22 protein-coding genes are annotated in these 22,786 nt (G+C 74.1%); 16 read left to right on the top strand and 6 right to left on the bottom strand.

Translation table 11 applies throughout. The features are described 5' to 3' along the window. Positions 1-88 precede the first annotated feature (88 nt). The 3 genes from dinB to ACIWVC_RS03770 all read left to right on the top strand — a co-directional run bounded on the left by dinB (position 89) and on the right by ACIWVC_RS03770 (position 2,963). On the top strand, positions 89-1,264 hold the full coding sequence (gene dinB / locus ACIWVC_RS03780) for a DNA polymerase IV (RefSeq protein ID WP_396448561.1): 1,176 nt from the start codon (positions 89-91) through the stop codon (positions 1,262-1,264). 120 nt (positions 1,265-1,384) lie between these two features. Then, positions 1,385-2,065: a GntR family transcriptional regulator gene (locus tag ACIWVC_RS03775; protein WP_396448562.1), complete on the top strand. Its 681-nt coding sequence runs from the start codon at positions 1,385-1,387 to the stop codon at positions 2,063-2,065. Positions 2,066-2,156: 91 nt separating this feature from the next. Then, on the top strand, positions 2,157-2,963 hold the full coding sequence (locus tag ACIWVC_RS03770; RefSeq protein WP_396448563.1) for an SAM-dependent methyltransferase: 807 nt from the start codon (positions 2,157-2,159) through the stop codon (positions 2,961-2,963). Here the strand turns inward: ACIWVC_RS03770 and ACIWVC_RS03765 are convergent. Continuing rightward, positions 2,932-3,735, bottom strand: a complete 804-nt coding sequence (locus ACIWVC_RS03765) for a hypothetical protein (protein ID WP_396448564.1) — start codon at positions 3,733-3,735, stop codon at positions 2,932-2,934. The two genes, ACIWVC_RS03770 and ACIWVC_RS03765, sit on opposite strands and share 32 nt — an antisense overlap. Before the next feature lie 411 nt (positions 3,736-4,146). Between ACIWVC_RS03765 and ACIWVC_RS03760 the strand changes: the two genes are divergently transcribed. The 3 genes from ACIWVC_RS03760 (at position 4,147) to ACIWVC_RS03750 (ending at position 8,644) form a co-directional block, all read left to right on the top strand. Next, positions 4,147-5,946: a sensor histidine kinase gene (locus ACIWVC_RS03760; protein ID WP_396448565.1), complete on the top strand. Its 1,800-nt coding sequence runs from the start codon at positions 4,147-4,149 to the stop codon at positions 5,944-5,946. Then, positions 5,937-6,611, top strand: coding sequence for a response regulator transcription factor (locus tag ACIWVC_RS03755; protein WP_396448566.1), 675 nt, complete (start codon positions 5,937-5,939; stop codon positions 6,609-6,611). Before ACIWVC_RS03760 ends, ACIWVC_RS03755 begins: the two co-directional genes overlap by 10 nt. Positions 6,612-6,874: 263 nt before the next feature. Beyond that, the gene (locus tag ACIWVC_RS03750) at positions 6,875-8,644 is read left to right on the top strand and encodes an ATP-binding protein (RefSeq protein ID WP_396448567.1); all 1,770 of its coding nucleotides are present in this window, start codon (positions 6,875-6,877) and stop codon (positions 8,642-8,644) included. 20 nt (positions 8,645-8,664) lie between these two features. Here the strand turns inward: ACIWVC_RS03750 and ACIWVC_RS03745 are convergent, their stop codons facing one another. Next, positions 8,665-9,270 carry a nucleoside triphosphate pyrophosphatase gene (locus ACIWVC_RS03745; protein ID WP_396448568.1) on the bottom strand — a complete coding sequence of 202 codons (606 nt, stop codon included), beginning with the start codon at positions 9,268-9,270 and terminating at the stop codon, positions 8,665-8,667. A 67-nt stretch (positions 9,271-9,337) separates the two neighbouring features. Here ACIWVC_RS03745 and ACIWVC_RS03740 point away from each other — a divergent pair, with 67 nt between their 5' ends. Then, positions 9,338-10,165: an inositol monophosphatase family protein gene (locus ACIWVC_RS03740; RefSeq protein WP_396448569.1), complete on the top strand. Its 828-nt coding sequence runs from the start codon at positions 9,338-9,340 to the stop codon at positions 10,163-10,165. Here ACIWVC_RS03740 and ACIWVC_RS03735 read toward each other — a convergent pair. The 4 genes from ACIWVC_RS03735 to ACIWVC_RS03720 all read right to left on the bottom strand — a co-directional run bounded on the left by ACIWVC_RS03735 (position 10,107) and on the right by ACIWVC_RS03720 (position 14,564). Further along, a complete protein-coding gene (locus ACIWVC_RS03735; RefSeq protein ID WP_396453790.1) occupies positions 10,107-12,371 on the bottom strand; it encodes an NACHT domain-containing protein in 2,265 nt (754 codons plus the stop codon). The genes ACIWVC_RS03740 and ACIWVC_RS03735 overlap by 59 nt on opposite strands. A gap of 146 nt (positions 12,372-12,517) precedes the next feature. Further along, complete coding sequence (locus ACIWVC_RS03730; protein WP_396448571.1) at positions 12,518-13,168, bottom strand: TetR/AcrR family transcriptional regulator; 651 nt, start codon at positions 13,166-13,168, stop codon at positions 12,518-12,520. 73 nt (positions 13,169-13,241) lie between these two features. Then, entirely contained in the window at positions 13,242-13,637 is a 396-nt protein-coding gene (locus tag ACIWVC_RS03725) for an STAS domain-containing protein (protein ID WP_396448572.1), read from the bottom strand. A gap of 75 nt (positions 13,638-13,712) precedes the next feature. Then, positions 13,713-14,564, bottom strand: a complete 852-nt coding sequence (locus ACIWVC_RS03720) for a PaaX family transcriptional regulator C-terminal domain-containing protein (protein WP_396448573.1) — start codon at positions 14,562-14,564, stop codon at positions 13,713-13,715. A 141-nt stretch (positions 14,565-14,705) separates the two neighbouring features. Between ACIWVC_RS03720 and ACIWVC_RS03715 the strand changes: the two genes are divergently transcribed. The 9 genes from ACIWVC_RS03715 (at position 14,706) to ACIWVC_RS03675 (ending at position 22,784) form a co-directional block, all read left to right on the top strand. Continuing rightward, a complete protein-coding gene (locus ACIWVC_RS03715; RefSeq protein ID WP_396448574.1) occupies positions 14,706-15,890 on the top strand; it encodes an ABC transporter substrate-binding protein in 1,185 nt (394 codons plus the stop codon). After that, positions 15,887-16,651, top strand: coding sequence for an ABC transporter ATP-binding protein (locus ACIWVC_RS03710; protein WP_396448575.1), 765 nt, complete (start codon positions 15,887-15,889; stop codon positions 16,649-16,651). The genes ACIWVC_RS03715 and ACIWVC_RS03710 overlap by 4 nt, the downstream gene beginning before the upstream one ends. Then, positions 16,648-17,343, top strand: coding sequence for an ABC transporter ATP-binding protein (locus tag ACIWVC_RS03705; RefSeq protein WP_396448576.1), 696 nt, complete (start codon positions 16,648-16,650; stop codon positions 17,341-17,343). Before ACIWVC_RS03710 ends, ACIWVC_RS03705 begins: the two co-directional genes overlap by 4 nt. After that, a complete protein-coding gene (locus ACIWVC_RS03700; protein ID WP_396448577.1) occupies positions 17,340-18,203 on the top strand; it encodes a branched-chain amino acid ABC transporter permease in 864 nt (287 codons plus the stop codon). The genes ACIWVC_RS03705 and ACIWVC_RS03700 overlap by 4 nt, the downstream gene beginning before the upstream one ends. Beyond that, entirely contained in the window at positions 18,200-19,234 is a 1,035-nt protein-coding gene (locus tag ACIWVC_RS03695; RefSeq protein WP_396448578.1) for a branched-chain amino acid ABC transporter permease, read from the top strand. The genes ACIWVC_RS03700 and ACIWVC_RS03695 overlap by 4 nt, the downstream gene beginning before the upstream one ends. Positions 19,235-19,239: 5 nt before the next feature. After that, complete coding sequence (locus ACIWVC_RS03690) at positions 19,240-20,733, top strand: long-chain fatty acid--CoA ligase (protein WP_396448579.1); 1,494 nt, start codon at positions 19,240-19,242, stop codon at positions 20,731-20,733. After that, positions 20,730-21,527, top strand: coding sequence for an IclR family transcriptional regulator (locus tag ACIWVC_RS03685; protein ID WP_396448580.1), 798 nt, complete (start codon positions 20,730-20,732; stop codon positions 21,525-21,527). Before ACIWVC_RS03690 ends, ACIWVC_RS03685 begins: the two co-directional genes overlap by 4 nt. Before the next feature lie 94 nt (positions 21,528-21,621). After that, positions 21,622-22,641 carry a Rieske 2Fe-2S domain-containing protein gene (locus ACIWVC_RS03680; RefSeq protein ID WP_396448581.1) on the top strand — a complete coding sequence of 340 codons (1,020 nt, stop codon included), beginning with the start codon at positions 21,622-21,624 and terminating at the stop codon, positions 22,639-22,641. Continuing rightward, positions 22,638-22,784 carry a hypothetical protein gene (locus ACIWVC_RS03675; protein WP_396448582.1) on the top strand — a complete coding sequence of 49 codons (147 nt, stop codon included), beginning with the start codon at positions 22,638-22,640 and terminating at the stop codon, positions 22,782-22,784. The genes ACIWVC_RS03680 and ACIWVC_RS03675 overlap by 4 nt, the downstream gene beginning before the upstream one ends. Positions 22,785-22,786: the final 2 nt, after the last annotated feature.

The following is a 22,786-nucleotide window of genomic DNA, read 5'->3' as shown; positions in this document are numbered from 1 at the left end:
GCCGCCACGGGCCCGTGCCCCTTCTCGGGCACGAGATTCGCCGACCCGTCCCGGCCTGCGGCGACGCCGAGTATGCGAACATATGTTCGTGTCCGGTGGCGCCACGATCCTGCACGCCGACCTGGACGCGTTCTACGCGTCGGTCGAGCAGCGCGACGACCCGGCGCTGCGCGGGCGGCCGGTGATCGTCGGGGGCGGCGTGGTGCTGGCGGCGAGCTACGAGGCCAAGGCCCACGGTGTGCGGACGGCGATGAGCGGCGGCCAGGCGCGGCGCCTCTGCCCGCGGGCGGTCGTCGTCCCGCCCCGCATGAGCGCCTACAGCGAGGCGAGCAGGGCCGTGTTCGCCGTGTTCCGCGCCACCACCCCGCTCGTCGAGGGCCTGTCGATCGACGAGGCGTTCCTCGACGTGGACGGGCTGCGCGCGGACCCCGCCGACGTCGCCGCCCGGCTGCGGCGGGAGATCGCCGAGGAGGTCGGCCTCCCGATCACGGTCGGGGTGGCGCGGACCAAGTTCCTCGCCAAGGTCGCCAGCGGCGTCGCCAAGCCGGACGGCCTCCTGGTCGTGCCGCCGGACGGCGAGCTCGATTTCCTGCGCCCGCTCCCGGTGCGGCGGCTGTGGGGCGTCGGGCCGGCGACCGCGGCCAAGCTCGCGAGGTTCGGCGTCGCCACGGTGGGCGACGTGGCGGACATGCCCGAGTCCGCACTCGTGTCGATGCTCGGCCCGGGAGCGGGCCGCCACCTGCACGCCCTCGCGCTCAACCGGGACCCGCGCCCCGTGCATACCGGCGCGCGCCGCCGGTCCATGGGCGCGCAGCGCGCCCTGGGGCGCCGCCGCCGGTCGCCCGAGGAGCTGGACGCCCTGCTCGTCGGGCTGGCCGACCGGCTCGGCGGCCGGCTGCGCAAGGCCCGGCGCGTCTGCCGGACGGTCACCCTCCGGCTGCGCTTCGGCGACTTCACCCGGGCCGCCCGCTCCCGGACGATGCCCCAGGCGACCGCCGAGACCTCCGCGATCCTCGCCGCGGCGCGCCGCCTGCTGGCCGCCGCCGCGCCGCTGATCGAGGAGCGCGGCCTGACGCTGATCGGCGTCTCGCTGGGCAACCTGCACGACGACCGGGCCGTCCAGCTCGCGCTCCCGTTCGACCAGGCCATGGCCGTGGACGGCGCGGTGGACGGCGTCCGCGGACGCTTCGGCTCGTCCGCCATCACCCGCGCCGTCCTGCTGGGCCGCGACCAGGGCGTACAGGTCCCGATGCTCCCCGACTAGGGCGGTTCCGCACCGGCCGGTCCGGCGTCCGCCCGCGGGCGGCCCGGCTGACGCGAAGGTTCTTCCCGTCTTCGCCGTCGGCAAGAATGATGGGCTGACGAGTGGGATGGGAGAAACCGGGTGAGTGCCGCGAAGAAGCAGGCCCAGACCAGGGAGAGCAAGGCGGAGTTCTGCTACGGGCTGCTGAGGTCGCGCATCCTCGACGGCACCTACGTGCCCGGATACCGGCTGGTCATCAACCAGCTCGCGCACGAGACCGGGGTCAGCACGATCCCGCTGCGCGAGGCGCTGCGCCGGCTGCAGTCCGACGGGCTCGTCGAGGTGGTGCGCAACGTCGGCGCCCGCGTCGCGGTGTTCGACGACGAGCAGGTGGAGCACACCCTGCAGATCCTCGCCCGGCTGGAGGGCTACGCCACCGCGATCGCCGCGCCGGCCATGTCGGCCGGGGACGTCGCCGCGTCCCGCAAGATCAACGACCGGATGGCGGAGGCGCTGGAGGAGTTCGACCCGGCCGCGTTCACCGCGCTGAACCGCGAGTTCCACTTCTCGATCTACGAGCACTGCCCCGACGGCCACCTGCGGTCCCTGCTGGAGGCGGAGTGGACGCGCCTGGACCACATGCGCCGCTCCGCGTTCGCCTACGCCCCCGGGCGGGCCCGCCGCTCGGTGGCCGAGCACGAGCGCATCCTCACCCTGATCAGCGAGAAGGCGGACGCGGCCGAGATCGAGCGCGCCGCCCGCGCGCACAAGAACGCCGCGGCCGGATCCCCGCGCGGCGCCCGCCCGGCCCCGCACGAGTAGCGCCGCGGCGCCCCGCCCACGATCGGTCCCGATGCGGACGCTCCGCGTCCCATGAGACGATCATCGGACCGGGGATGAGCGGAGTTTGCGAATGGCCGATGAGAGGTGGACTCCCGCCGACGTGGATCTGGCCACCCCCAACACGGCCCGGATCTACGACTACCTGCTCGGCGGCAAGGACAACTACGCGGCGGACCGGGAGGTCGCCGAGCGGCTGCTCGACGTCATCCCGGAGGCGCGGACGGCGGCGCGGGAGAACCACGCCTTCATCGGCCGCGCCGTCCGGTTCCTCGCGCGCGAGGGCGTCCGGCAGTTCATCGACATCGGCAGCAAGCTCCCCGCGAGCGGGAACGTGCACGAGGTCGCCGCGGAGACCGCGCCCGACGCGACCGTCGTGTTCGCCGACGGCGACCCCGTCGTGCTCGCGCACGCCCGCGCGCTCCTCGCCCGGACGCGGCGGGCCGCCTTCGTGCGGTGCGACCCGCTGCGCCCCGACGCCGTCGCCGACGACCCCGAGGTCCGCGCGCTCATCGACTTCGAGCGGCCGGTGGCGGTCGTCCTCGACCGCGTCCTGCACTTCATCGAGGACGACGACGCGGCCGCCGCCGCGCTCCGCCGCCTGCACGCGGCGCTCGCGCCGGGCAGCCACCTGGTCTTCACGCACATCACCCACGAGCCCGAGCCCGAGTCCGGCGGCGACGTCGGCCGGGTGTTCAAGCCGACCAGCGGGCACTTCTGGGGCCGCGGCCGGGCCGGGATCCTCGGCATCGTCGGGTGCTTCGACCTCGTCGAGCCGGGCCTGACCTACACGCCCGAGTGGCGGCCCGACCCGTCCGCGCCGCGGGCCGCGCACCCGGAGCGCACCTTCACCCTGGCGGGCGTGGGCCGCCGCCGCTGACCGACAGGGCGCGCAGCCGGCGCCGCCAGCCGGGCAGGCCGGCCCGCGCGGCCCGCCCGTGGGCGCGCGCCGGCCCGGTCCCGCCGCCGAGGTCGTGCACCCAGCCCTGGTGGCTGCGGCCGGTCACCTCCAGCCGGACGAGCGGGACGTAGGAGTCGGCCCGGATCCCCTCGTACCCGTGCCGGACGATCGAGTGGTAGATGTCCTCGGACACGACCAGCACCAGCGGCGCGCGGGTGCGGCGCAGCGCGTCCTTCGCCTCCGCCGAGTCGAGCAGCCGGAACGCGACGTCCAGCGCCTCGCCGAAATTGCCGTGCCCGTCGTTGTGCACCTCTCCGGCGTGCACGACGACCCGGACGCGAATTCGCCGGTCGCCGCCCGGGGAGATCGTCTGCGCCGAATTGTATTCGGCGAGCAGCGCGGACAGGATCGGGATCACCGGGTGCAGCAGCAGCGTTTTCGGCACCTCGTCGAAAGGGTGCACCAGCACCAGCGCGCCGTCGCCCCGGTCGACGTACTCCTCCCGGTACCGCCGCCCGATTCCGGCCCGGTTGAACGCCTCCTCCAGCAGCCTGTACAGCGTGCGCCGCAACTCGGCCTTGACCGGGTCGGTGCGGGCGGTGGACCCCTCGATGTCCACCGCCAGGATCGCCCGGTACCGCGGCCGGACCCGCGCCCGGCCGGCGGCCGGGACCAGCGGCCCGGGCGCGCCGGCGAGCACGGGCCCCCCGGCCCCCGGCCCCCCGCCGCGCACGGCCGTCTCGTAGTTCATCCCCCCGCGCCCCTTTCTCCGTGCCCCCATTGTTCGCGGGAAACGATCCTGGCATTGCACGCCTTCTCCGGCAACCCAGGCGAACCCGGACCGGAGACCGGGTTTCCCCGGTGAATGTGAATTCCTTTCATCGGGTGTTGAAAGGGCCGCTGACCGGCGCTGCGGCGGGCGGCCGTCCCGAGTCAAGGGGTGCGCGTCCCGAATGGTCCCGGAGGCGCGGGACTCCGGCCCCGCAAGATCGGGACGGAAACGCCGGAACGGCACGCGCATCGATCGGATAACGCCGCTGTGCGGACGGCGGCGAATGGGGAACAATTCCGGTGCGGCCGGTCCGGCCGGCGCCGCGTCCGGGAAAGCACGGAGCGCCGCCCCGTGGGTTTCCGGTGGCAGGACGCCCCCCGAGGTCCGAGCATGGAGAGGGTGGTCGTGGTGATTTCCGCACCGCGGCGGCGCAGGTCGCCACCGTGGTTCGGCGCGGAGACGAGGCGCGCCCTCGTCGCCGGGCTGGCGGTGGCGGGGCTGGCGCTCCTGGCCGGCTGGCCGTACTGGCGGCACCATCCGGCCGCCGCCGCGATCACACTGGTCGGCTGCGCCGCCATCGCCGTGGACGGCGTGCTGCTCTCCACCGGGGGCCGCACCCGCCGCACCGGGCTGCTGTTCACCGTCGCGTCGGTCTGCTGGGCGGTCAACTGGGCGGCGAGCTGGGACGCGACCATCGGGCCGATCATGTCCCCGTACGCGCAGGCCACCTTCTACCTCGCGCTCGCCGTGGGCGTCCTGCTCTACCCGGCCGGGCGGCTGGAGTACCTGGCCGACCGGATCTGGACGGTCCTGGCGTGCGTGGTCCTCTGGGGATGCCCGACCGCGCTGTGGGTCACCTCGAAGCCGGAGTGGGCGGCGTTCCGCGGCGAATCGGTGTGGTGGCCCGCGCCGTTCCCGGACCTCGACGTCTTCCGGATCGTCCTGCGGGTCTCCGGCACCCTGTACGTCGTCCTCGCCTTCTCGTTCGCCCTCGTGCTGATGCTGCGGCTGCCGCGGATGGGCCGGATGCGGCGGCTGCTCACCCTCCCCGTCACCGTCGCCGTCGGGTTCGTGGCGATCCTGGCCGCGCTGACGCAGAAGCCGATCATGGAGGACTCGCTCCCGCTGGACGACCTCCTGCGCGTCTACGTCGTGCAGGGCGCCGTCATCGTGCTCGTCCCGCTGACCCTGCTGGCGTCCGGGCTGCGCGTCCGCATCAGCGAGCTGACCGTCGCCGGCCGCATGCTCCGCCTGACCGCGCCGATCTCGGTCGAGCGGGTCCGGGACGCGCTCCGCGACGTCCTGCACGACCCGACGCTGGAGCTGTGGTTCTGGGCGCCGATGGAGGAGACCTACGTCGACACCGCGGGACACCCCGTCGACCTCGACCCGGAGGGCGACGCCGGCGCGGGCGCCGACGGGCGCTGGCGGCGCCGGGTGCGCAGCGCCGCCGGGGACCCGCTCGCCGTCGTCGAGCTGGGCGGCGCGCTCCGCGACCACGAGTCGCTGGTCGAGGCCGCGCTCGCCGCGGGCGGCCGGGCGCTGGAGACCGCGCGGCTGCAGGCCAGCGTGCACGCCGGCCTGGAGCAGGTCCGCGCCGCCTACCGGCGGCTCGTCCGCGCCGAGACCGTCGAGCGCGAGCGCCTCGCCCGCGACCTGCACGACGGCGCGCAGCAGCGGCTCCTCGCGCTCGGCGCGATGCTCGGCACGCTGGAGGCCGTGACCGACGACCCGGCGGTGAAGGAGCACGCCCGCAACTGCCGCGCCGAGCTGATGGAGGCGCTGGCCGAGCTGCGCGCGCTCGCCCGCGAGGTGCAGCCGGCGCTGCTCGTCCAGGACGGGCTCGGCCCGGCGCTGGAGGTGCTCGCCGAGCGGATCGGCGTCCGGGTGCGGCTCGACATCGCCCCGCGCCGGTTCTCCCGCGAGATCGAGTCCACGCTTTACTCGGTGCTTTGCGAGAGTCTGTCGTACGCTGTCGACCGCGCGCACGCGAGCCAGGTGCATGTCCGGGTCGGCCACGAGGACGGCCGGCTGGCCGCGGAGATGACCTGTGACGGCGCGGGGCCCTGCGACCCCGCCGCCGACCTCGCCGGGCTGTCCGGCCGGGTCCGGGCGCTGCGCGGGCAGGTGGCGGTCGGAGGCGGTCCCGGCGGGGGCACGACGGTGAGGATGGACCTTCCATGCGAGTAGCCGTGGCGGAGGACAGCGGGATCTTCCGGCAGGCGCTGGTCACCCTGCTCACCACGGTCGGCATCGAGGTCGTGGCGTCCGCGGGCTCCGGCGAGGAGCTGCTCGCGCGCGTCGCCGGCGATCCGCCCGACGTGGCGATCGTCGACCTGCACATGCCGCCGACGTTCAGCAACGAGGGCGTCGTCGCCGCCCGCCGGCTGCTGGAGCGCCACCCGGGCCTCGGCGTCCTGGTCCTGTCCGCCTACAACGAGACCCCGCAGGCGATGGAGCTGTTCCGCGACCAGCCGCGCGGCGTCGGCTACCTGCTGAAGGACCACGTCACCGACGTCGACAACCTGCGCTCGGCGCTGGAGCGGGTGATGCGCGGCGAGGTCGTCATCGACCCGGACGTGGTGAGCCGGCTCGTCGAGGCCCGGCACCGCGAGCAGGAGCTGTCCCGGCTGTCCGGGCGCGAGCGGGAGGTCCTGGCGCTGATGGCGGAGGGCCACTCGAACGCGGGGATCGGCAAGCGGCTGCACCTGTCCGCCCGGACGGTCGAGGACCACGTCCGCGCCATCTTCACCAAGCTGAAGATCGCCTCGGCGGGCGGGCCGCCGGGGCCGCAGGACAGCAACAAGCGGGTGCTGGCCGTCCTCACCTGGCTGCGGGCCGCCGAGACGCGCTGACGCCCGCCCCGCGCGCATCAATCGGGTAACGGGCCCTCCCAGTTTCCGCCCCGAGTGCGGAACACTGACCGCGGGAGTGGAGTCGGTGGCTCCGGTGGTGGCCCCCGCACGCCACCGGCACGCGCCGCGAGCCCGTGCCGGGGCCCCGTGCCAGGGAGCCGCGTCCGGCACGCTTCCATGCTCGCGGTGCCGCGTGCCCCGCACATCCGGGAAAACCCCACTCCCGGACGGTGGTTTCCCGGGACGACACGGAAGGAACGCGGTTGAGGGCCGTCCCCCGCTGGCCGCTGTGGCTGGGCGCGCGGGTCCGCCGCGCCCTGGGCGCGGGCGCGGCCGTCGCGGCGGCCGCGCTGGCGTGCGGCTGGCCGTACTGGCGCGGGCACCCCGTCGCCGCCGTCGTCACCCTGGCCTGCTGCGGCGGGTTCGCCGTCGCCGGCGGGCTGCTCGCCGCCGGCCGGCTCGGGCGGCGGACGGGCGCGGCGTTCGTCTTCGCCGCGGCGGCATGGGCGGTCACCTGGGCGGGGGCGTGGAACGCCGGCGCGGCGCCGGTGGTCTCCCTGTTCGCCCAGTCGGTGTTCTTCGTCGCGATCGGCATCGGCGTCGTGATGTACCCGGGCGGCCGCCTGGAGGGCACCGCCGCCCGGCTGTGGACGGCCGCCGCCGTCGTCGTCATGGTCGGCGGGCAGGCGCTGCTGTGCGCGGTGTCGCGGCCCGGCTGGAACGGCTTCGCCTCCTCGGCCGCCTGGCCGTCCGTCCACCCCGACGAGGAGGTCTTCCGCTGCGCCCAGCGGGCCGTGACGGTCGCCATGGTCGCGCTCGCCGGTGCGCTGGTGGTCCTGCTGCTGGCGCGGGTGCCCCGGACCGGGCGGCTGGACCGCGCGTTCACCGTGCCCGTCGTGGTGGCGGTGACGGTCGGCGTCAGCATCGCCCTGGCCGTCCAGGGCACGCTCCTCGGCACGGCGGTCACCCTCGACGACGTCCTGAAGGTCTACTTCGTCCAGGGGTTCTGCGCCACGACGCTGCCGATCGTCTTCCTGTTCACCGCGCTGCGCGCCCGCCTGTCCGAGCTGACCGTGGCGGAGCGGATGCACCGCCTCACCGCCCCGGTCTCGGTGGAGAAGGTCCGCGACGCGCTGCGCAGCGTCCTCGGCGACGGCACCCTCGACCTGTGGCTGTGGGCCGAGGACGGCTACGTCGGGGTGGACGGGCGCCGGATGGAGGCCCCGCTGGAACCGGGGCCGGGCCGCTGGCGGCACGAGGTGCGCACGTCCGGCGGCGAGCCCCTCGCCACCGTCGACGTCGCCGCCGCGCTCCGCGACCACGAGCCGCTCGTCGAGGCGGCGCTGACCGCGGGCGGCCGGGCGCTGGAGACCGTCCGGCTGGAGGCCGCCGCGCAGGCCAACCTCGAACGGGCCCGCGATGCGCAGGAGCTCCTCGTCCGCGTCCAGGCCGCCGAGCGCGAGCGGCTCGCCGCGGACCTGCAGCGCAGCGCCCGCGCCCGGCTCCGCGCGCTGGAGGAGACCCTCGCCCGGCTGGAGGACGCCGCCGCCGACCCGGCGGCGCGCGAGCAGGCCCAGATCTGCCGCCGCGAACTCGCCGAGGCCGTCGCCGAACTCGACGACCTGGCCCGCGGCGTCCACCCGGCGATCTTCGCCGACGCCGGCCTGGGCCCGGCCATGGAGCTGGTCGCGTCCCGCGCCCCGGTACCGGTCCGGCTCGACCTGCCCGCCGACCGCTTCCCGCCCGAGATCGAGTCGACCCTGTACTTCGCGCTCTGCGAGGCCCTCACGAACGCCGTCAAGCACGCGGGGGCCGGCACGGTGGAGGTGACCGTCCGCTCCGGCCCGGCCGAGATCACGGCGGAGGTCCGCGACGACGGCGCGGGCGGCGCGGCCCCGTCCCCGCGCGGCGGCCTCGCCGGCCTGACCGACCGCGTCCGGGCCCTCCGCGGCACCGTGACCATCGACAGCCCACCGGGCCGGGGCACCACCCTGGCCATCACCCTCCCCGCGGGGGACGCGTCCGCCCGGTGAGCGGGCGCGGCGGAGGGCCTTCAGCCGTGCCGGGACGCGGGCCAGACCTCGGTCAGCGGAACGCCGACCGCTCCGAGCAGCCGGTGCAGCACCGGCAGGGACAGGCCCATCACGTTCCCGGCGTCCCCGTCGATCCCTTCGACGAACCAGGCGCCCAGACCTTCGAGCGTGAACGCGCCGGCGACCCGCAGGGGCTCGCCCGTCGCGACGTAGCGGGCGATCTCGTCGTCGCCGGGGGAGCCGAAACGCACTCGGGTGCTCCCCGTCGCGGCCGCGGCCTCGCCCGTGGCGGTGTCGATGACGCAGTGGCCGGTGTGGAGCGTGCCCGTCCTGCCGCGCCTCGCCCGCCACCAGCCGGCCGCCTCCTCGGCCGACCCGGGCTTGCCGAGCGGCCTGCCGTCGAACTCCAGGACGGAGTCGCAGCCGATGACCAGGGCGCCGCGGTCGACCATGGCGGCGACCGCGGACGCCTTGGCGCGGGCCAGTTCCGCGACGAGCGAGGGCGCCGAGTCGGCCGTCACCGCCTCCTCGTCCACCCCGCTCACCACGACGTCCGGGTCCAGACCGGCCTGGCGCAGGATCCGCAGCCGGGCGGGAGAGGCAGAAGCCAGCACGACACTCCGCATCGCGACAGCCTAAAGTGTGGCGGCCGCGATCACGGCGCGCCCGGCCGCCGGGGCTTAGGCTGGGCAGATGCGTGACGACGCCGACCTTCATGCGGACCTCCATGCGGACGTGGCCCGGCGGGCGGTGGCGGCGGCGATCGAGGTGGCCCGCGCGAACTTCGGCCGCACGCTGGACGTCCAGGTCAAGGGCCCGCGCGGCGACGTCGTGACGGAGGTCGACCGGGAGGCCGAGCGGATCATCGTCGCGACGCTGCACGAGCGGTTCCCCGGCCACACGATCGAGGCCGAGGAGTCCGGCACGCTCTACGGCGGGTCCGACCACGTGTGGCTCGTCGACCCGCTGGACGGGACCAACAACTACGCCTACGGGCTGCCCGTCTACGGCGCGGCCGTGACCCTGTGCCACCGGGGCGAGCCGGTCGTGGCCGCCATTGGGGAGGCGCACACCGGCGACGTCGCGTGCGCCGTGCGGGGCCGGGGCGTGACCGTGAACGGGCGGCCCTTCGCGCGGACGGCCCCGCCGTGCGCCGGCCTGCCCGCCACCGCACTCTGGGCCGGGTACCACACGCAGGGCGACGGCCACCTCGGCGCGCTCACCTCGCTCCTGCACGAGCGGAGCCGGCGCCTCTTCTCGACCTGGGCGCCGACCGCCGACGTCTTCCTCTACCTGCGCGGCGGCCTCGACGCGATCACCGTCTACCAGTGCAGCGGCACCGAGCTGCTGGGCTCGCTGCTGATCCTCCGGGAGGCCGGCGCCGAGATCACGGGAGCCGACGGGCGGCCCGTGCGGCGCCTCGCCGACCTCCCCGAACTCAGCTTCGCCGGGTCCGCGGCGGTCACTCTTCCCCTGGTGGAGGCTCTGACGCCGGCGGGGTCTCCGGCAGGAGCTCCCTGAGCTCTGAGCCGAGCAGGACGCGCTGCCGGTCGAACTCGGGCCCGAGGCCCGGATCGGCCTCGCCGACCAGCGCCACCAGTTCGCCGAGCGCCGCCAGTTCCCGTTCCAGCAGGTACCGGCGGCGGTCGGGATTGCGCAGCAGGACGCGCAGCGTGTAGAGGTCCATGACCCGGATGCGGCGGTAGGCCGGGACCTTCAGGTGCCGGACGGTGGCCCGGAAGAACCGCCCGCATTCGGGGTGGTTGTCGTCGACCCACACCCCGTCCCCGTACGCCTGGTCGCCGTAGTAGATGCGGTTGTAGCCCATGTGGAAGGACACGGCCTCGGGGTCGGTCTCCATCCGCTTGACGAACGCGTCGAGGAGGTCGTGCCGGTCGTGGTGGAGGGCGTCGGCCACGGCGACCGCGCGCTGCAGGAACGGGTGCTCGGGGAACAGGTCGCCCGACCGCAGGCGGTCCATCGTGTGCGCGTCCGCCACGATCGGCAGCAGGTTCGCGGCCTGCTGCGCGGCCATCAGGTGGCCGGTGCCCGCGTCGATGTCCACTTTGTTGAGCACCGCGAGGAACGTCGCCTCGGTCGCCGCGCGCTTGTCGGGGTCGGCGGAGACGACGAGCAGCAGCTCGCGGACGAAGTCGATGACCTCGTCCGGAAGCGGGTGCAGCAGCAGCTCGGTGCGGTCCGCCCGGTTCTCCGCGCGCCGCTCGTCGAGGCACCTGACGACGTGCCGCGCCGCGCAGAACTCGAAGAAGGACTTGTGCACGAACCGGTACCGCCGCCGGTCGTTGGAGATGATCAGGAAGGACCGGTGGACGAGCTCCCGGCACACCTCGTCCACGGTGCCGTCCACGAGGATGTTCGACTCCAGCCAGCGCCCGGCGATGCGGCGCAGCTCGTCGGCCTCGATGAGCAGGTCCTTGAGCTCGAAGTGCCCCCAGCCGCGGCCCGACGCCAGGGACTTGGAGAAGATCTCCCAGGCCACGCACTCGATCAGCTCGCCCTTCTGCCACCAGGTCAGCTTCGAGGGCTCCTTCGCCTGCTCGCGCTGCAGCCACTTGTCGACGTACCGGCTGTAGATCGCCGAGGTCTCGCCGCCGTGGCCGACGGACAGGAACCCGTCGGCGTCGTGGTCCCGGAGGACGAGGTCGAGCAGCACCTCGGCGGTCATCCGCAGGATGAGCGGCCTGGCGACGGCCTCCCGCAGGGACGGGTTCCCGCCGATGATCCTGATCAGCTCCCCGGCCAGTTCCGGACGCCGCTGGGCCGCGGCGTACCAGCGCAGGAACGCCGTCCCCTGCTCCTCGAAGCGCAGCGGCAGCAGGCGGCCGGCGTTGCCGAACCCGGTCATCAGCTCGGTGGCGTCGACGTAGATGCTGTAGAACGCCGTGCGGGAGGTCAGCAGGGACGGGACCCGGAACAGGCCGAACAGGCTCTCGGGGACGATGCTGGTCAGCAGGTGCGGTGAGCGCATCACCGGGGCCTCGTCGAGCCCGTCGCAGACCAGGACGATGCGGTGGTCGTCCAGCAGCCTGGCGAGCTTGGGCACCTCGGGGAGCGCGACCTTCACCGCCAGCTGCTCCTTGAGCCACAGCGCCTGCTCCTCCGCCCGGGTCAGGCCCGCGTCCGGCGGCTGGGTCTGCGGCCTCATGGCGTTGAGCTGCAGGAAGACGGGGCAGCGGGCCGTGCGGGGCGAGGCGGCGAACTCGTCGGCGAGGCGGGCGAAGACGAGTCCGGCGATGAGGGACTTCCCCGATCCCGGCTCGCCCATCAGCATGACCCGGTCCCCGCCGCGCAGGACGTCGGTGACGACGTCCACGATCGGGCCGCCGTCCCGCAGGGCGCCGGATCCGGAGAAGAACGGGTCGACGAATCCGAACCCGGCCCGCAGCCGCTCCTCGTGCGTGCGGGGGGACGCGCTCCCCTCGACCGGGAGACGCGCGGCCAGCGCCTCGACCTCCGCCCGGTGGTAGGCGCGGAGCCTGCGGCGCTCCAGGTACCCGAGGCGGCGGCGGAACGCCAGGAAGCGGGCGCCGGCCGCGGCGAGCAGTGCGCCGGCGGCGACGGCGGCCAGCCAGTGGGACGCCAGGAAGAGGAGGAGGAAGGCGGGGACGGCGGCGAGGGTACCGATCCAGTCCAGCAGTTCCCGGACGACCTTCAGGTGCCGTATCGCGGGCGCCTGGCCGGAAGAGGCCCTGACCGGTCGATTCATCGGAGAGCTCAGACCCCCTGCCGCGCGTGGTGAGGCAATCGCCCGATCGGTCGTCCGTTATTGGTTTATGTCGTGCTTCTAGTGGATCACATCGCGTCGTACGCGTACATCTCTACGACTGTTGATTAATGCACGCAACGCGGGGTTCAGGGGGCGGAGCGGACGACCATGGGGAGGAGGTAGCGGCGGGCGAACGATCGGGCGCCCTCGTCGTCCAGGGGGATGTGGCCCTCGGGGGTGAGGACGAGGGAGTGGGTGAGGCGGACGAGGATCTCGGCGACGACCTCCGGGTCGACGCCGGCGGGGGCGGCGCCCAGGCGCTGCGCGGTGCGCAGGCGGCCGGCGATGTAGCCGCGGGCGGCGGCGAGCAGCGGCCCCGCCTTCACCGTGGAGTGCGGCAGGATCAGTTCCGGCTCGACGACCAGCAGGCGGTTGACCAGCCGCTGCTCGCGGCTGATCCGCAGGGCGACGGCGAACCCCTCGACGAGGCGCTCCTCCAGGGTGGGGAGCGCGGCGACTGCCTCGTCCAGCTCGGCGAAGAAGCGGCGGGCCTCGCGCAGCAGGACGCCGGTGACCAGGTCGCCCTTGGTGGGGAAGCGGCGGTAGATCGTGGCGCGGCCGAGCCCGGACTCGCGGGCCACGTCGTCCATCGTGGTGCGGCGCGGCCCGTAGGTCTCGAAGCAGCGCAGCGCCGCGTCCAGGATGCGGCCGCTCTGCGGCTCGCTCTCCGGGCCGGCGGTGAGCAGGCTGAGCAGGTCGTCGTCGCTCGTCCGGTCGCTCGTCGGGTCGCTGGTCATGGTGCGGCCGACTCTAGCCTCCGCGGGACCGGCGCATGGCGTGCGCGGCGGCGGGGTGCGCCGCCCGCGGGCGCTAGTCCGCGGCCAGCGCGTCGAGGGCCTGCTCGGCGGTCGGGTGGGCGACGAGGTGGCGGTCCAGGCCGCTGCGCTCGATGATCGTGCGGAACCGGCGGTCCAGGCCGGCCAGGACGAACTCGCCGCCGGCCCGGTGCGCGGCCTTCCAGATGATGATGAGCGCGTTCAGGCCGGAGGAGTCGCAGAAGCCGACCCGGGAGGCGTCCAGCACGACCAGCGGAGGGCCCGTCAGCTCGCGCATGTCGGCGAGGACGCGTTCGCGCAGCCGGTCGGCCGTCAGGATGGTCAGGTCACCCTCCGCCTGCACGAGCAGGCAGGGCCCGCGCACCTCGCTGCGCACCTCCAGCGTGTCGCCGCCGGGGTGGTCCGCCGGGTCGCCGGCTCCGAGAGACATGCCGTTCACCTCCGTAGGTACCCGGGCACCCGGCGTACCCGCGAAAGGGGCCGGTCATGCAGCGGCGGCCGGGGGTCAGCCCACCCGGATGTACTCGATCGCGGCGTCGGCGAGGCGCCGCGCGGGCGCCTCGTAGCGGTCGCGCAGCTCCAGCAGGACCTGCTGGCCGCGGACGGCGGGCCACCCGGCGGGCAGGTGCTCGACCGGCAGCCGGGGGTCGGTGCGGACGAGCTGCAGCCACTCGGTGGTCATCCACAGGTAGCGGGCGAGGTCGTCGGGGGCGTGGGGGAGCGGGTCGGGGCGGTCCCAGCGGTCCAGGAACGCGCGGTAGCCGGCGGCGAGCCCGTCGAGGTCGAACGCCTCGCGGAGCATGTGCGGGACGTCCGTCGGCTCCTCGGCCGGGCCGGCGAACACCTTCAGGTGCCCGTTCAGGTTGAGGCCCGCGACGATCGGGCGGACGTCCACCCGGGACGGCGCGATCCACGTGCCGTTGCCGAGCGACCCGAACCCGGCCCAGGTCAGCCGGGCGCGCAGGTCGTGCCGGACGCGCTGCCACGACTCCGGCATGGAGAACGCGAGGACGGTCCAGCTGCCGTCCCAGTCGGTGTTGAGCACGCCGCGCCGCCAGACGCGGTCCTCACCGTCGTGCAGGATGCCCTCCGACCTCGGGGTGAGCCCGAAGTGCATGCGGCGCCCCTCGCGGTGCCGCGCCAGCAGGCCGCGGCGGACCATGCGCGTCAGCGTCGACCGGACGGCGTGCTCGCCCACGCCGAGGCGGGCGAAGGTGTCGATGAAGCTTCCGGAGAACACCGCGATGTCCCGCCCCAGCACGTAGTTGCCGAGGTAGGTCAGCATCAGCGACTGCGGCCGGAGCCTCGGGGACGGCTCGCCTGCCGGGGGCGGCCCGGCCGCGCTCTGTGCACTCACCCGTAGAGCTCCCGTCATCCCGCCAGCGTAACGACGGCGCCCGGGGTCCCCGGACCGCTGTCACGCTGATGTTGGGCAAATCATTGACTGCCGTGAAGAATACGCCTAACTTCGGGGCACGCCCACCCCGGGAGGTCCCAAGTGCGCAAACTCATCCCGCTTCTGGCCGCCACCGTGCTCGCCGCCGCCGCGTGCGGCTCGTCCGGCGGGTCCGGCGGCGGCTCCACCCTCAAGGTCGGCTTCATCGAGTCCCTGACCGGCAACTACGCCCCGCTGGGAGGTGAGGCGAAGAAGACCGTGGAGCTCGCCGTCGAGCAGATCAACACCGCGGGCGGCATCGACGGACGCAAGATCAAGCTGATCACCCTCGACGACAAGACCGCTCCGGACCAGGGCGTGCTGCACTTCAACAAGCTCAAGTCCGAGAAGGTCACCGCGATCATCGGCTCGACGTTCTCCAACGTCGGCCTGGCGGTGGAGCCGCTCGCCGAGCGGGAGAAGATCCCCTACATCTCGCTGAGCCCGGCGGACGAGCAGGTCGACCCGATCCGCAAGTACACGTTCGTGGTCCCGGCGATCTCGTCCACCTACGCGCAGGCGATGCTGTCGTACTTCAAGGCGCACGAGATCAGCAAGGTCGCGGTCGCCTACGACACCAAGAGCGCCTACGCCAAGGCGGGCTTCGCCGGCATGCAGAAGTACGCGGGGCAGTACGGCGTGCAGATCGTCAAGGAGGAGACGTTCGAGACGACCGCCTCCGACTTCAGCCCGCTGTTCACCCACGTCCGCGACTCCGACGCGCAGGCCCTCGTCGCGTGGGCGAGCGGCCCGCCCGGGGTCACCATCGCCAAGCAGTACCCGTCGTCGGGGCTCAAGCTGCCGCTCTTCATGACCGGCTCCCAGGCCAGCAAGCTGTGGCTCGACCCGGTCGGCAAGGCCGCCGAGGGCGTGTACGTCCAGTCGGCCATCGGCGTCGTCGGCGACTACCTGCCGGACGGGAAGCTGAAGCAGTCCGTCCAGGAGATGTCCGGGCCGTTCAAGCAGAAGTACGGCTACGAGCCGCCGCAGTTCGCGATGGACGGCTACGCCGGCGTCAAGCTGCTCGCCGCGGCGATCGAGAAGGCCGGCACCGACCGGGAGAAGATCCGGGACGCGCTGGAGAGCCTCACCCTGGTCACCCCGTGCGGCCAGTACACCTACTCCAAGACCGACCACTCCGGTCTCAAGCCCACCGACATCTCGATGAACCAGGTCAAGAACGGCAAGCTCGTCCCCACCGAGTGGTCGGTGAAGCAGCTCGCCGAGACCGCGAAGGCAGCCGGATGACGGCACTGCTGGAAATCGGCGGCGTCGGGCGCGCGTTCGGCGGCGTGTACGCCGTCCGCGACGTCGCGATGACGGTCGCCGAGGGCGAGACCCGCGCCGTGATCGGACCGAACGGCGCGGGCAAGTCCACCCTGTTCAACCTGATCAGCGGCCATCTCGCCGCCGACCACGGCACGCTCGCCTACGCGGGGCGGCGGATCGACCGGCTGCCCCCGCACGCGCGCGCCCGGCTCGGCATCGCGATCGTGTTCCAGGGCGCCCGGCTCTTCCACGGCATGACCGCGCTGGAGAACGTCATGGTCGGCGCGCACGCCCGCACCCGGCACGGCTTCCTGGCCGCCACGCTCCGGCTGCCCGCGCACCGCCGCGAGGAGGCCGCGATCCGGGCGGACGCCCTGGCCGCGCTCGACCGGGTCGGGCTGCGCGACTGGGCGCACCGGTCGGCGGACGTCCTGCCGCTCGGGCAGCAGCGGTCGCTGCAGGTGGCGCGGGCCCTGTGCGCGCGCCCCCGGCTCCTGCTGCTGGACGAGCCGGCGTCCGGGCTGCGCGCCGGCGAGCGGGAGGCCCTCGCGCAGCTGATCGAGGGCCTGCGCGCGGAGGGGCTGACGATGATGCTCGTCGAGCACGACGTCGCGTTCGTCGCCCGCCTCGCCGACCGGGTCGCCGTCCTGGACCTCGGCCGCCTCATCGCCGAGGGCACCCCGGACGAGATCCGCGCCGACCCCGCCGTCATCGCCGCGTACCTGGGGGAGGCCGCATGACAGCGGTGATCGAGGTGTCCGACCTCGTCGTCCGGTACGGGACGGCGACCGCGCTCGACCGGGTCGGGCTCACCGTGCGGGCCGGGGAGCTGGTCGCGCTGATCGGCCCGAACGGGGCGGGCAAGACCTCGCTCGTCAACGCGGTCCTCGGCGTGCTGCGCCCGGCGGCGGGCCGGGTGGACCTGGGCGGGCGCGTCGCGCTCGTCCCCGAGGGGCGGCAGATGTTCGACGACCTGACCGTCGAGGACAACCTCGCCCTCGGCGCCTGGCGCCGCCGCCGCGCGAAGGGCGCGCGCGACACCGAGCGGGTGTACGAGGTGCTGCCGCGGCTCGCCGAGCTGCGCGGGCGGCGCGCCGGGTCGCTGTCGGGCGGCGAGCAGCAGATGGTCGCGTTCGGGCGGGCGCTGATGGCCGAGCCGGACGCGATCGTCGTGGACGAGCTGTCGCTCGGCCTCGCGCCGCTCGTCACCGCCGGGCTCGCCGAGCACCTGCGCCGGCTGAACGCCGAGCGCGGCCTCGCCGTCCTGCTGATCGAGCAGAACGCGCGGCTGGCGCTCGACCTGTGCTCGCGCGGCTACGTCCTGGAGGCGGGCCGCATCCGCGCCGAGGGCACCGCCGCCGACCTCGCGGCGGGCCCCGACCTCGCCGACGCATACCTCGGCGGGTCAGCCGGCACCGAGGAGGGGACATGAGCGCGTTCCTGCAGTACCTCGTCTCCGGGATCGCCGTCGGCTGCGGCTTCGCGCTGCTGGCCAGCGGCCTCGTCGCGATCCACCGGGTGACCCGGGTGGTGAACTTCGCGCAGGGCATGTTCGCCGTCGTCGGCGGCATGACGGCCGGGTCGCTGCTGGCGGCCGGGCTGCCGCACGGCGCGGCCGAGGCCGGCGCGGTGGCCGTCGCGGGCGCGGTCGGGCTCGCGGTCGGGATCGCCGCGACCGGGAAGCGCGGCACGTCCCCGCAGTCGGCGCTGATCGTCACGCTCGGGATCGGCTTCCTGGCGTACGCGGTGGAGATCATGATCTGGGGCGACAACCCGCGTTCGCATCCCGGGCTGCGGGGCGCCGTGACGCTGTTCGGCGCGCATGTGCAGAAGCAGTCGTTCCTCGTCATCGGGGTCGCGGCCGCCGTGTTCGCGCTGCTCGCCCTGTTCTTCGGGCGCACCTACGCGGGCAAGGCGCTCAGCGCGTGCGCGTCCAACCCGTACGCGGCGCGCACCATGGGGATCGACCCGGTGCGGATGGGCCTGGTCGCGTTCGCGCTCGGCGGGATGCTCGGGGGCCTCGCCGGAGTGCTGCTCACGCCGCTGCAGCCCATCTCCTACAACAGCGACGTCCTGCTGATCACCAACGGGTTCGCGGCGGCGGTGCTCGGCGGCCTGAACCGCCCGGTCGTCGCGCTCGCCGGGGCGCTGACGCTCGGCGTGGCGGAGTCGATGGTCGCGGGCTACGGCGAGGCGTCCTACCAGACCGTCGTCGCGCTGGCGCTGATGCTGGCCATCATGATGGTGCGGGCCTCGCGGAGGACCGCGCTGCAGGAGGAGGCCGCCCGATGAGCGTGTCCGTCCGCAAGTCCCCGCCGGCGGCCGCCGCGGCCGTGCGCCGGCGGCCCGCGCCCGGGGCGCTCATCGCGGCGGCCGTCGCCGCCGCGGCGCTGCTCGCCCCGGTGCTGCTGCCGGAGACGCAGGTGTCGGTGTACGTGCTGCTCCTGCTGGCCGCGATCGTCGTCGTCGGCCTGTCGATGCTGATGGGATTCGCCGGGCAGGTCTCGCTCGGCCAGGCGGCCTTCACCATGATCGGCGGGTACACGGCGGCGCTGAGCGCGACGCACGGCGTGCCGACCTGGCTCGGCCTGCTGCTCGCGCCGGTCGTCGCGGCGGGGTGCGCGGCGCTGGTCGGCGGGCCGCTGCTGCGGCTGCGCGGCCACCAGCTCGCGTTCGCGACCCTCGCCGTCCAGCTCATCCTGCTCAGCCTCGTGGGACGGCAGGACTGGACGGGCGGCGACATCGGGCTGCAGGGCGTGCCGCGCCTCCAGGTCGCCGGGTACGAGTTCGCGGGCGAGATCTCCTACGCCTACCTGGCGCTCGGCGCGCTCGGCCTCGTCGTGCTGGTCACCCGGCACATCGTGGCGTCCCGGCCCGGGCGCGGGCTGCGGGCGCTCGCGACGAGCGAGGTCGCCGCCGCGTCGTCGGGGGTGCCGGTCGCCGCCTACAAGCAGGCCGTGTTCGCGCTGTCCGCCGGGTTCGCCGGCCTCGCGGGCGGCATCTACGCCTTCTACATCGGCTACGTCGCGCCCGGCTCGTTCCCCGTCCTGCTGTCGTTCGAGTACGTCGTGATGGTCGTCGTCGGCGGCGCCGGGACGATCTGGGGGGCGCTCGCCGGAGCCACCGCCATCACGCTGCTCCTGCAGCTGCTGAACGACATCGGCACGCGCGAGGGCATGCCGGCGTCGGCGCCGACCGTGCTCTCCTACGCGGTGTACGGGCTGCTGCTCATCGCGGTCGTGCTGTTCCTGCCGAAGGGGCTCGTGCCGTCCGCCACCGCGTGGTGGGATCGCCGCAGGGCCTCGCAACCGACGGAGGAGTGACGCGCATGCGCAACGAAGGACTCGGGTCGTGGCCCGCGCGCCGCGCCCGCAAGACCCCGGGGACCGACGCGCTCGTCCACGAGGGGACGGCGCTCACCTACGCCGGCCTGCTCGGCCGCGTCGCGCGCCTCGCCCGCGCGCTGCGCGACCTGGGGATACGGCACGGCGACCGGGTCGCCTACCTCGGCCCCAACCATCCGTCGTTCCTGGAGACGCTGTTCGCGACTGGCATGCTCGGCGGGATCTTCGTCCCGCTGAACACCCGGCTCGCCGGCCCGGAGATCGCCTACCAGCTGGACGACGCGGGGGTGTCCGCCCTCGTCCACGGGCCGTCGCACGCCGAGCTGGTGGGCGGTCTGCCCGGCGGCCGCGAGCACATCCCGCTCGACCGCTACGAGGAACTGCTCGCCGGCGCCGACGACGACCCCCTCGACCTCCCCGTCGCGCTCGACGAGCCCTGCATGATCATGTACACGTCGGGGACGACGGGGCGGCCCAAGGGCGCGACGCTCACCCACGGCAACATCACCTGGAACGCCGTCAACGTCCTCATCGACCACGACCTGGTCGCGGGGGAGCGGGCGCTCGTGTCGGCGCCGCTGTTCCACACCGCCGGGCTCAACATGCTCACGCTGCCGGTGCTGCTCAAGGGCGGGACGTGCGTGCTCGTCGCCGCGTTCGACCCGGCCGCGACGCTCTCCATGATCGAGGAGCAGCGGATCACGTTCATGTTCGGGGTGCCGACGATGTTCGAGCGGGTCGCCCGGGAGCCGGGCTGGGCGGAGGCCGACCTGTCCTCCCTGCGGATCCTCACCTGCGGCGGCGCCCCCGTGCCGCCGTCGCTCATCGAGACCTACCAGAAGCGCGGCCTGACGTTCCTGCAGGGCTACGGGATGACCGAGGCCGCCCCCGGCACGCTCTTCCTCGACGCCGAGCACGCCGTCTCGAAGGCAGGGTCGGCCGGGGTGCCGCACTTCTTCAGCGACGTGCGCGTCGTCGACGCCGACATGGCCGACGTCGCCCCGGGCGAGACCGGTGAGGTCGTCGTCCAGGGCCCGCACGTCATGCGCGGCTACTGGGGGCGCCCCGACGACACCGCCGCCGTGTTCAGCGACGGCTGGTTCCGCAGCGGCGACGCCGCCCGCCTCGACGCCGACGGCTACGCCTACATCGTCGACCGCATGAAGGACGTCATCATCTCCGGCGGCGAGAACGTGTACCCGGCCGAGGTCGAGCACGCGATCCTCGCGGCCGCCCCCGACGTCGTGGAGTGCGCGGTCATCGGCGTCCCGGACGCCGAGTGGGGCGAGGTCGGCCGCGCCGTGCTCGTGCCGCGCCCCGGCGCGGACGTGAGCCCGGAGAAGGTGCTCGCCGCCCTGTCCGGCAGACTGGCCAAGTACAAGATCCCCAAATCGGCCGTGCTCGCCGAGGAGATCCCCCGCAACGCCGCCGGGAAGATCCTCAAGGCTCGGCTCAGGGAGGAGTTCGGCGACCGATGACGGCCCGGGGCACCAGGACGCGGCCCACCGTGACCAGCCGCGTCCTGGACATCCTGGAGGCGTTCTCCGCCGACCGCGCCGCGCTCACCATCACGCAGATCAGCCGGCGCGCGGGCCTGCCGCTGTCGACCGCGCACCGCCTCGTCGGCGAGCTGACCTGCTGGGGCGCGCTGGAACGCGACGCCGACGGCCTCTACCGCATCGGCCTCCGGCTGTTCGAGGTCGCCGCGCTCGCGCCCCGCGGCCCCGCGCTGCGCGCCGCCGCGATGCCGTTCCTGGAGGACCTGTACGAGGCGACGCACGAGAACGTGCACCTCGCCGTCCTGGACGGCCTCGACGTCGTCTACATCGAGCGGATCTCCGCCCGCGACGCCGTGCACGTGCTGTCCCGCGTCGGCGGCCGGTGGCCCGCGCACGCGACGGGCGTCGGCCTCGCGATGCTCGCGCACGCCGACCCGGCCCTGCAGGAGCGGGCCATCGCCGGGCCGCTGCGCCGCTTCACCGACCGGACGATCGCCACCGGGCCGGAGCTGCGGCGCGTCCTCGCCGAGGTCCGGCGCACCGGCGTGGCGATCAGCGACGGGCAGGTCGAGACGTTCGCGCTGTCGGTCGGCGCGCCCGTCTACGGCCCGGACGACACGGTCGTCGCCGCCGTCGCGATCGTCGTCCCGTCCGACGGGTGGGACGCGCGGGCGCTGATCCCGGTCGTCCGCGCCAGCGCCCGCGGCATCTCCCGCGCCCTCGGCGCGCCCCGCGCCCTGCGGCCCCCGGAGACCGCGCTGCACAGCCGCTGACCGGGTTCTTCCGTTGGACGGAATCGATGTGGCCTCCGTCACCGCGCCCCCGCGATGGTCGTCGTGACCCCCCACCGATCTCGGAGGAGCGCCCATGGTCTTCGCACGGAACCAGTGGTATGTGGCCGCCTACAGCCAGGAGGTCGGCGACGGCCTGCTCGCCCGGACGATCTGCGGCGAGCCCCTCGTCATGTATCGCACCGGGGCGGGGGAGGCCGTCGCGCTCGCCGACCGCTGCGTGCACCGCCGCTTCCCGCTCTCGGAGAGCAACCGGGACGGCGACCGGATCGTCTGCGGCTACCACGGCTTCACCTACGCGCCCGACGGCGTGTGCGTCGCCGTCCCCGGCCAGACCCGCATCCCCCGCACCGCCCGCGTCCCCGCCTACCAGGTGGTGGAGCAGGACTCCTTCGTCTGGGTGTGGATCGGCGACGGCGAGGGCGACGCCGCCGCGATCCCGCGCGCCACGTGGTTCGATTCGCCGGACTACACGACGGTCCGCGGGATGGAGCCCCTCGCGGCCCGCTACGAGCTGCTCGTCGACAACCTGCTCGACCTGTCCCACGAGACGTACCTGCACGCCGGCTACATCGGCACGCCGGAGGTGGCGCAGACCCCCATCAACACGGAGGTCGACGAGGAGGCGGGCATCGTCTACGTGAGCCGCCGCATGAAGGACGTCGAGTGCCCGCCGTTCTACTCCCAGTCGACCGGCATCGAGGGCCGCATCGACCGCTGGCAGGACATCGAGTACCACCCGCCGTGCCTCTACCTCCTGCACAGCCGCATCGCGCCCACCGGCGTGGAGCCCGCCCCGGACGGCGACGACTCCAAGGCGTTCCACGTCGAGGTCGGCTACGCCATCACCCCGGAGACCGAGACGAGCACGCACGACTTCTGGCTCGTCGCCCGCGACTTCGCCCTGGACGACCAGAAGGTCTCCGACTTCCTCGCCGAGAGCAACCGCACGGTCGTCCTGCAGGACGTGGAGGCGCTGAACATCCTGGAGAAGGTGATCGCGTCCGAGCCGGAGGGCTACCAGGAGCTGTCCATCAACATCGACACCGGCGGCCTGGCCGCCCGCCGCATCCTGGCGCGGCAGACGGCCCGATGAGCACGGGCCGCCTGCGGGTCGAGTGGTCCCCGGGCTCGGACACCCTCACCGGGATCTGCCACTGCGGCGCCCAGCACACCGCTGAGGACCCGGTGGAGATCTGGACCTGGCTCCTCGCCCACCCCGACCACCCCGCCTCGTAGCG

This window comes from Actinomadura sp. (genome assembly GCF_044508335.1).
GTDB lineage: Bacteria > Actinomycetota > Actinomycetes > Streptosporangiales > Streptosporangiaceae > Spirillospora.
The sequence above is the reverse complement of the archived record's forward strand: the minus strand, read 5'-3'. Positions and strand labels throughout refer to the sequence as shown.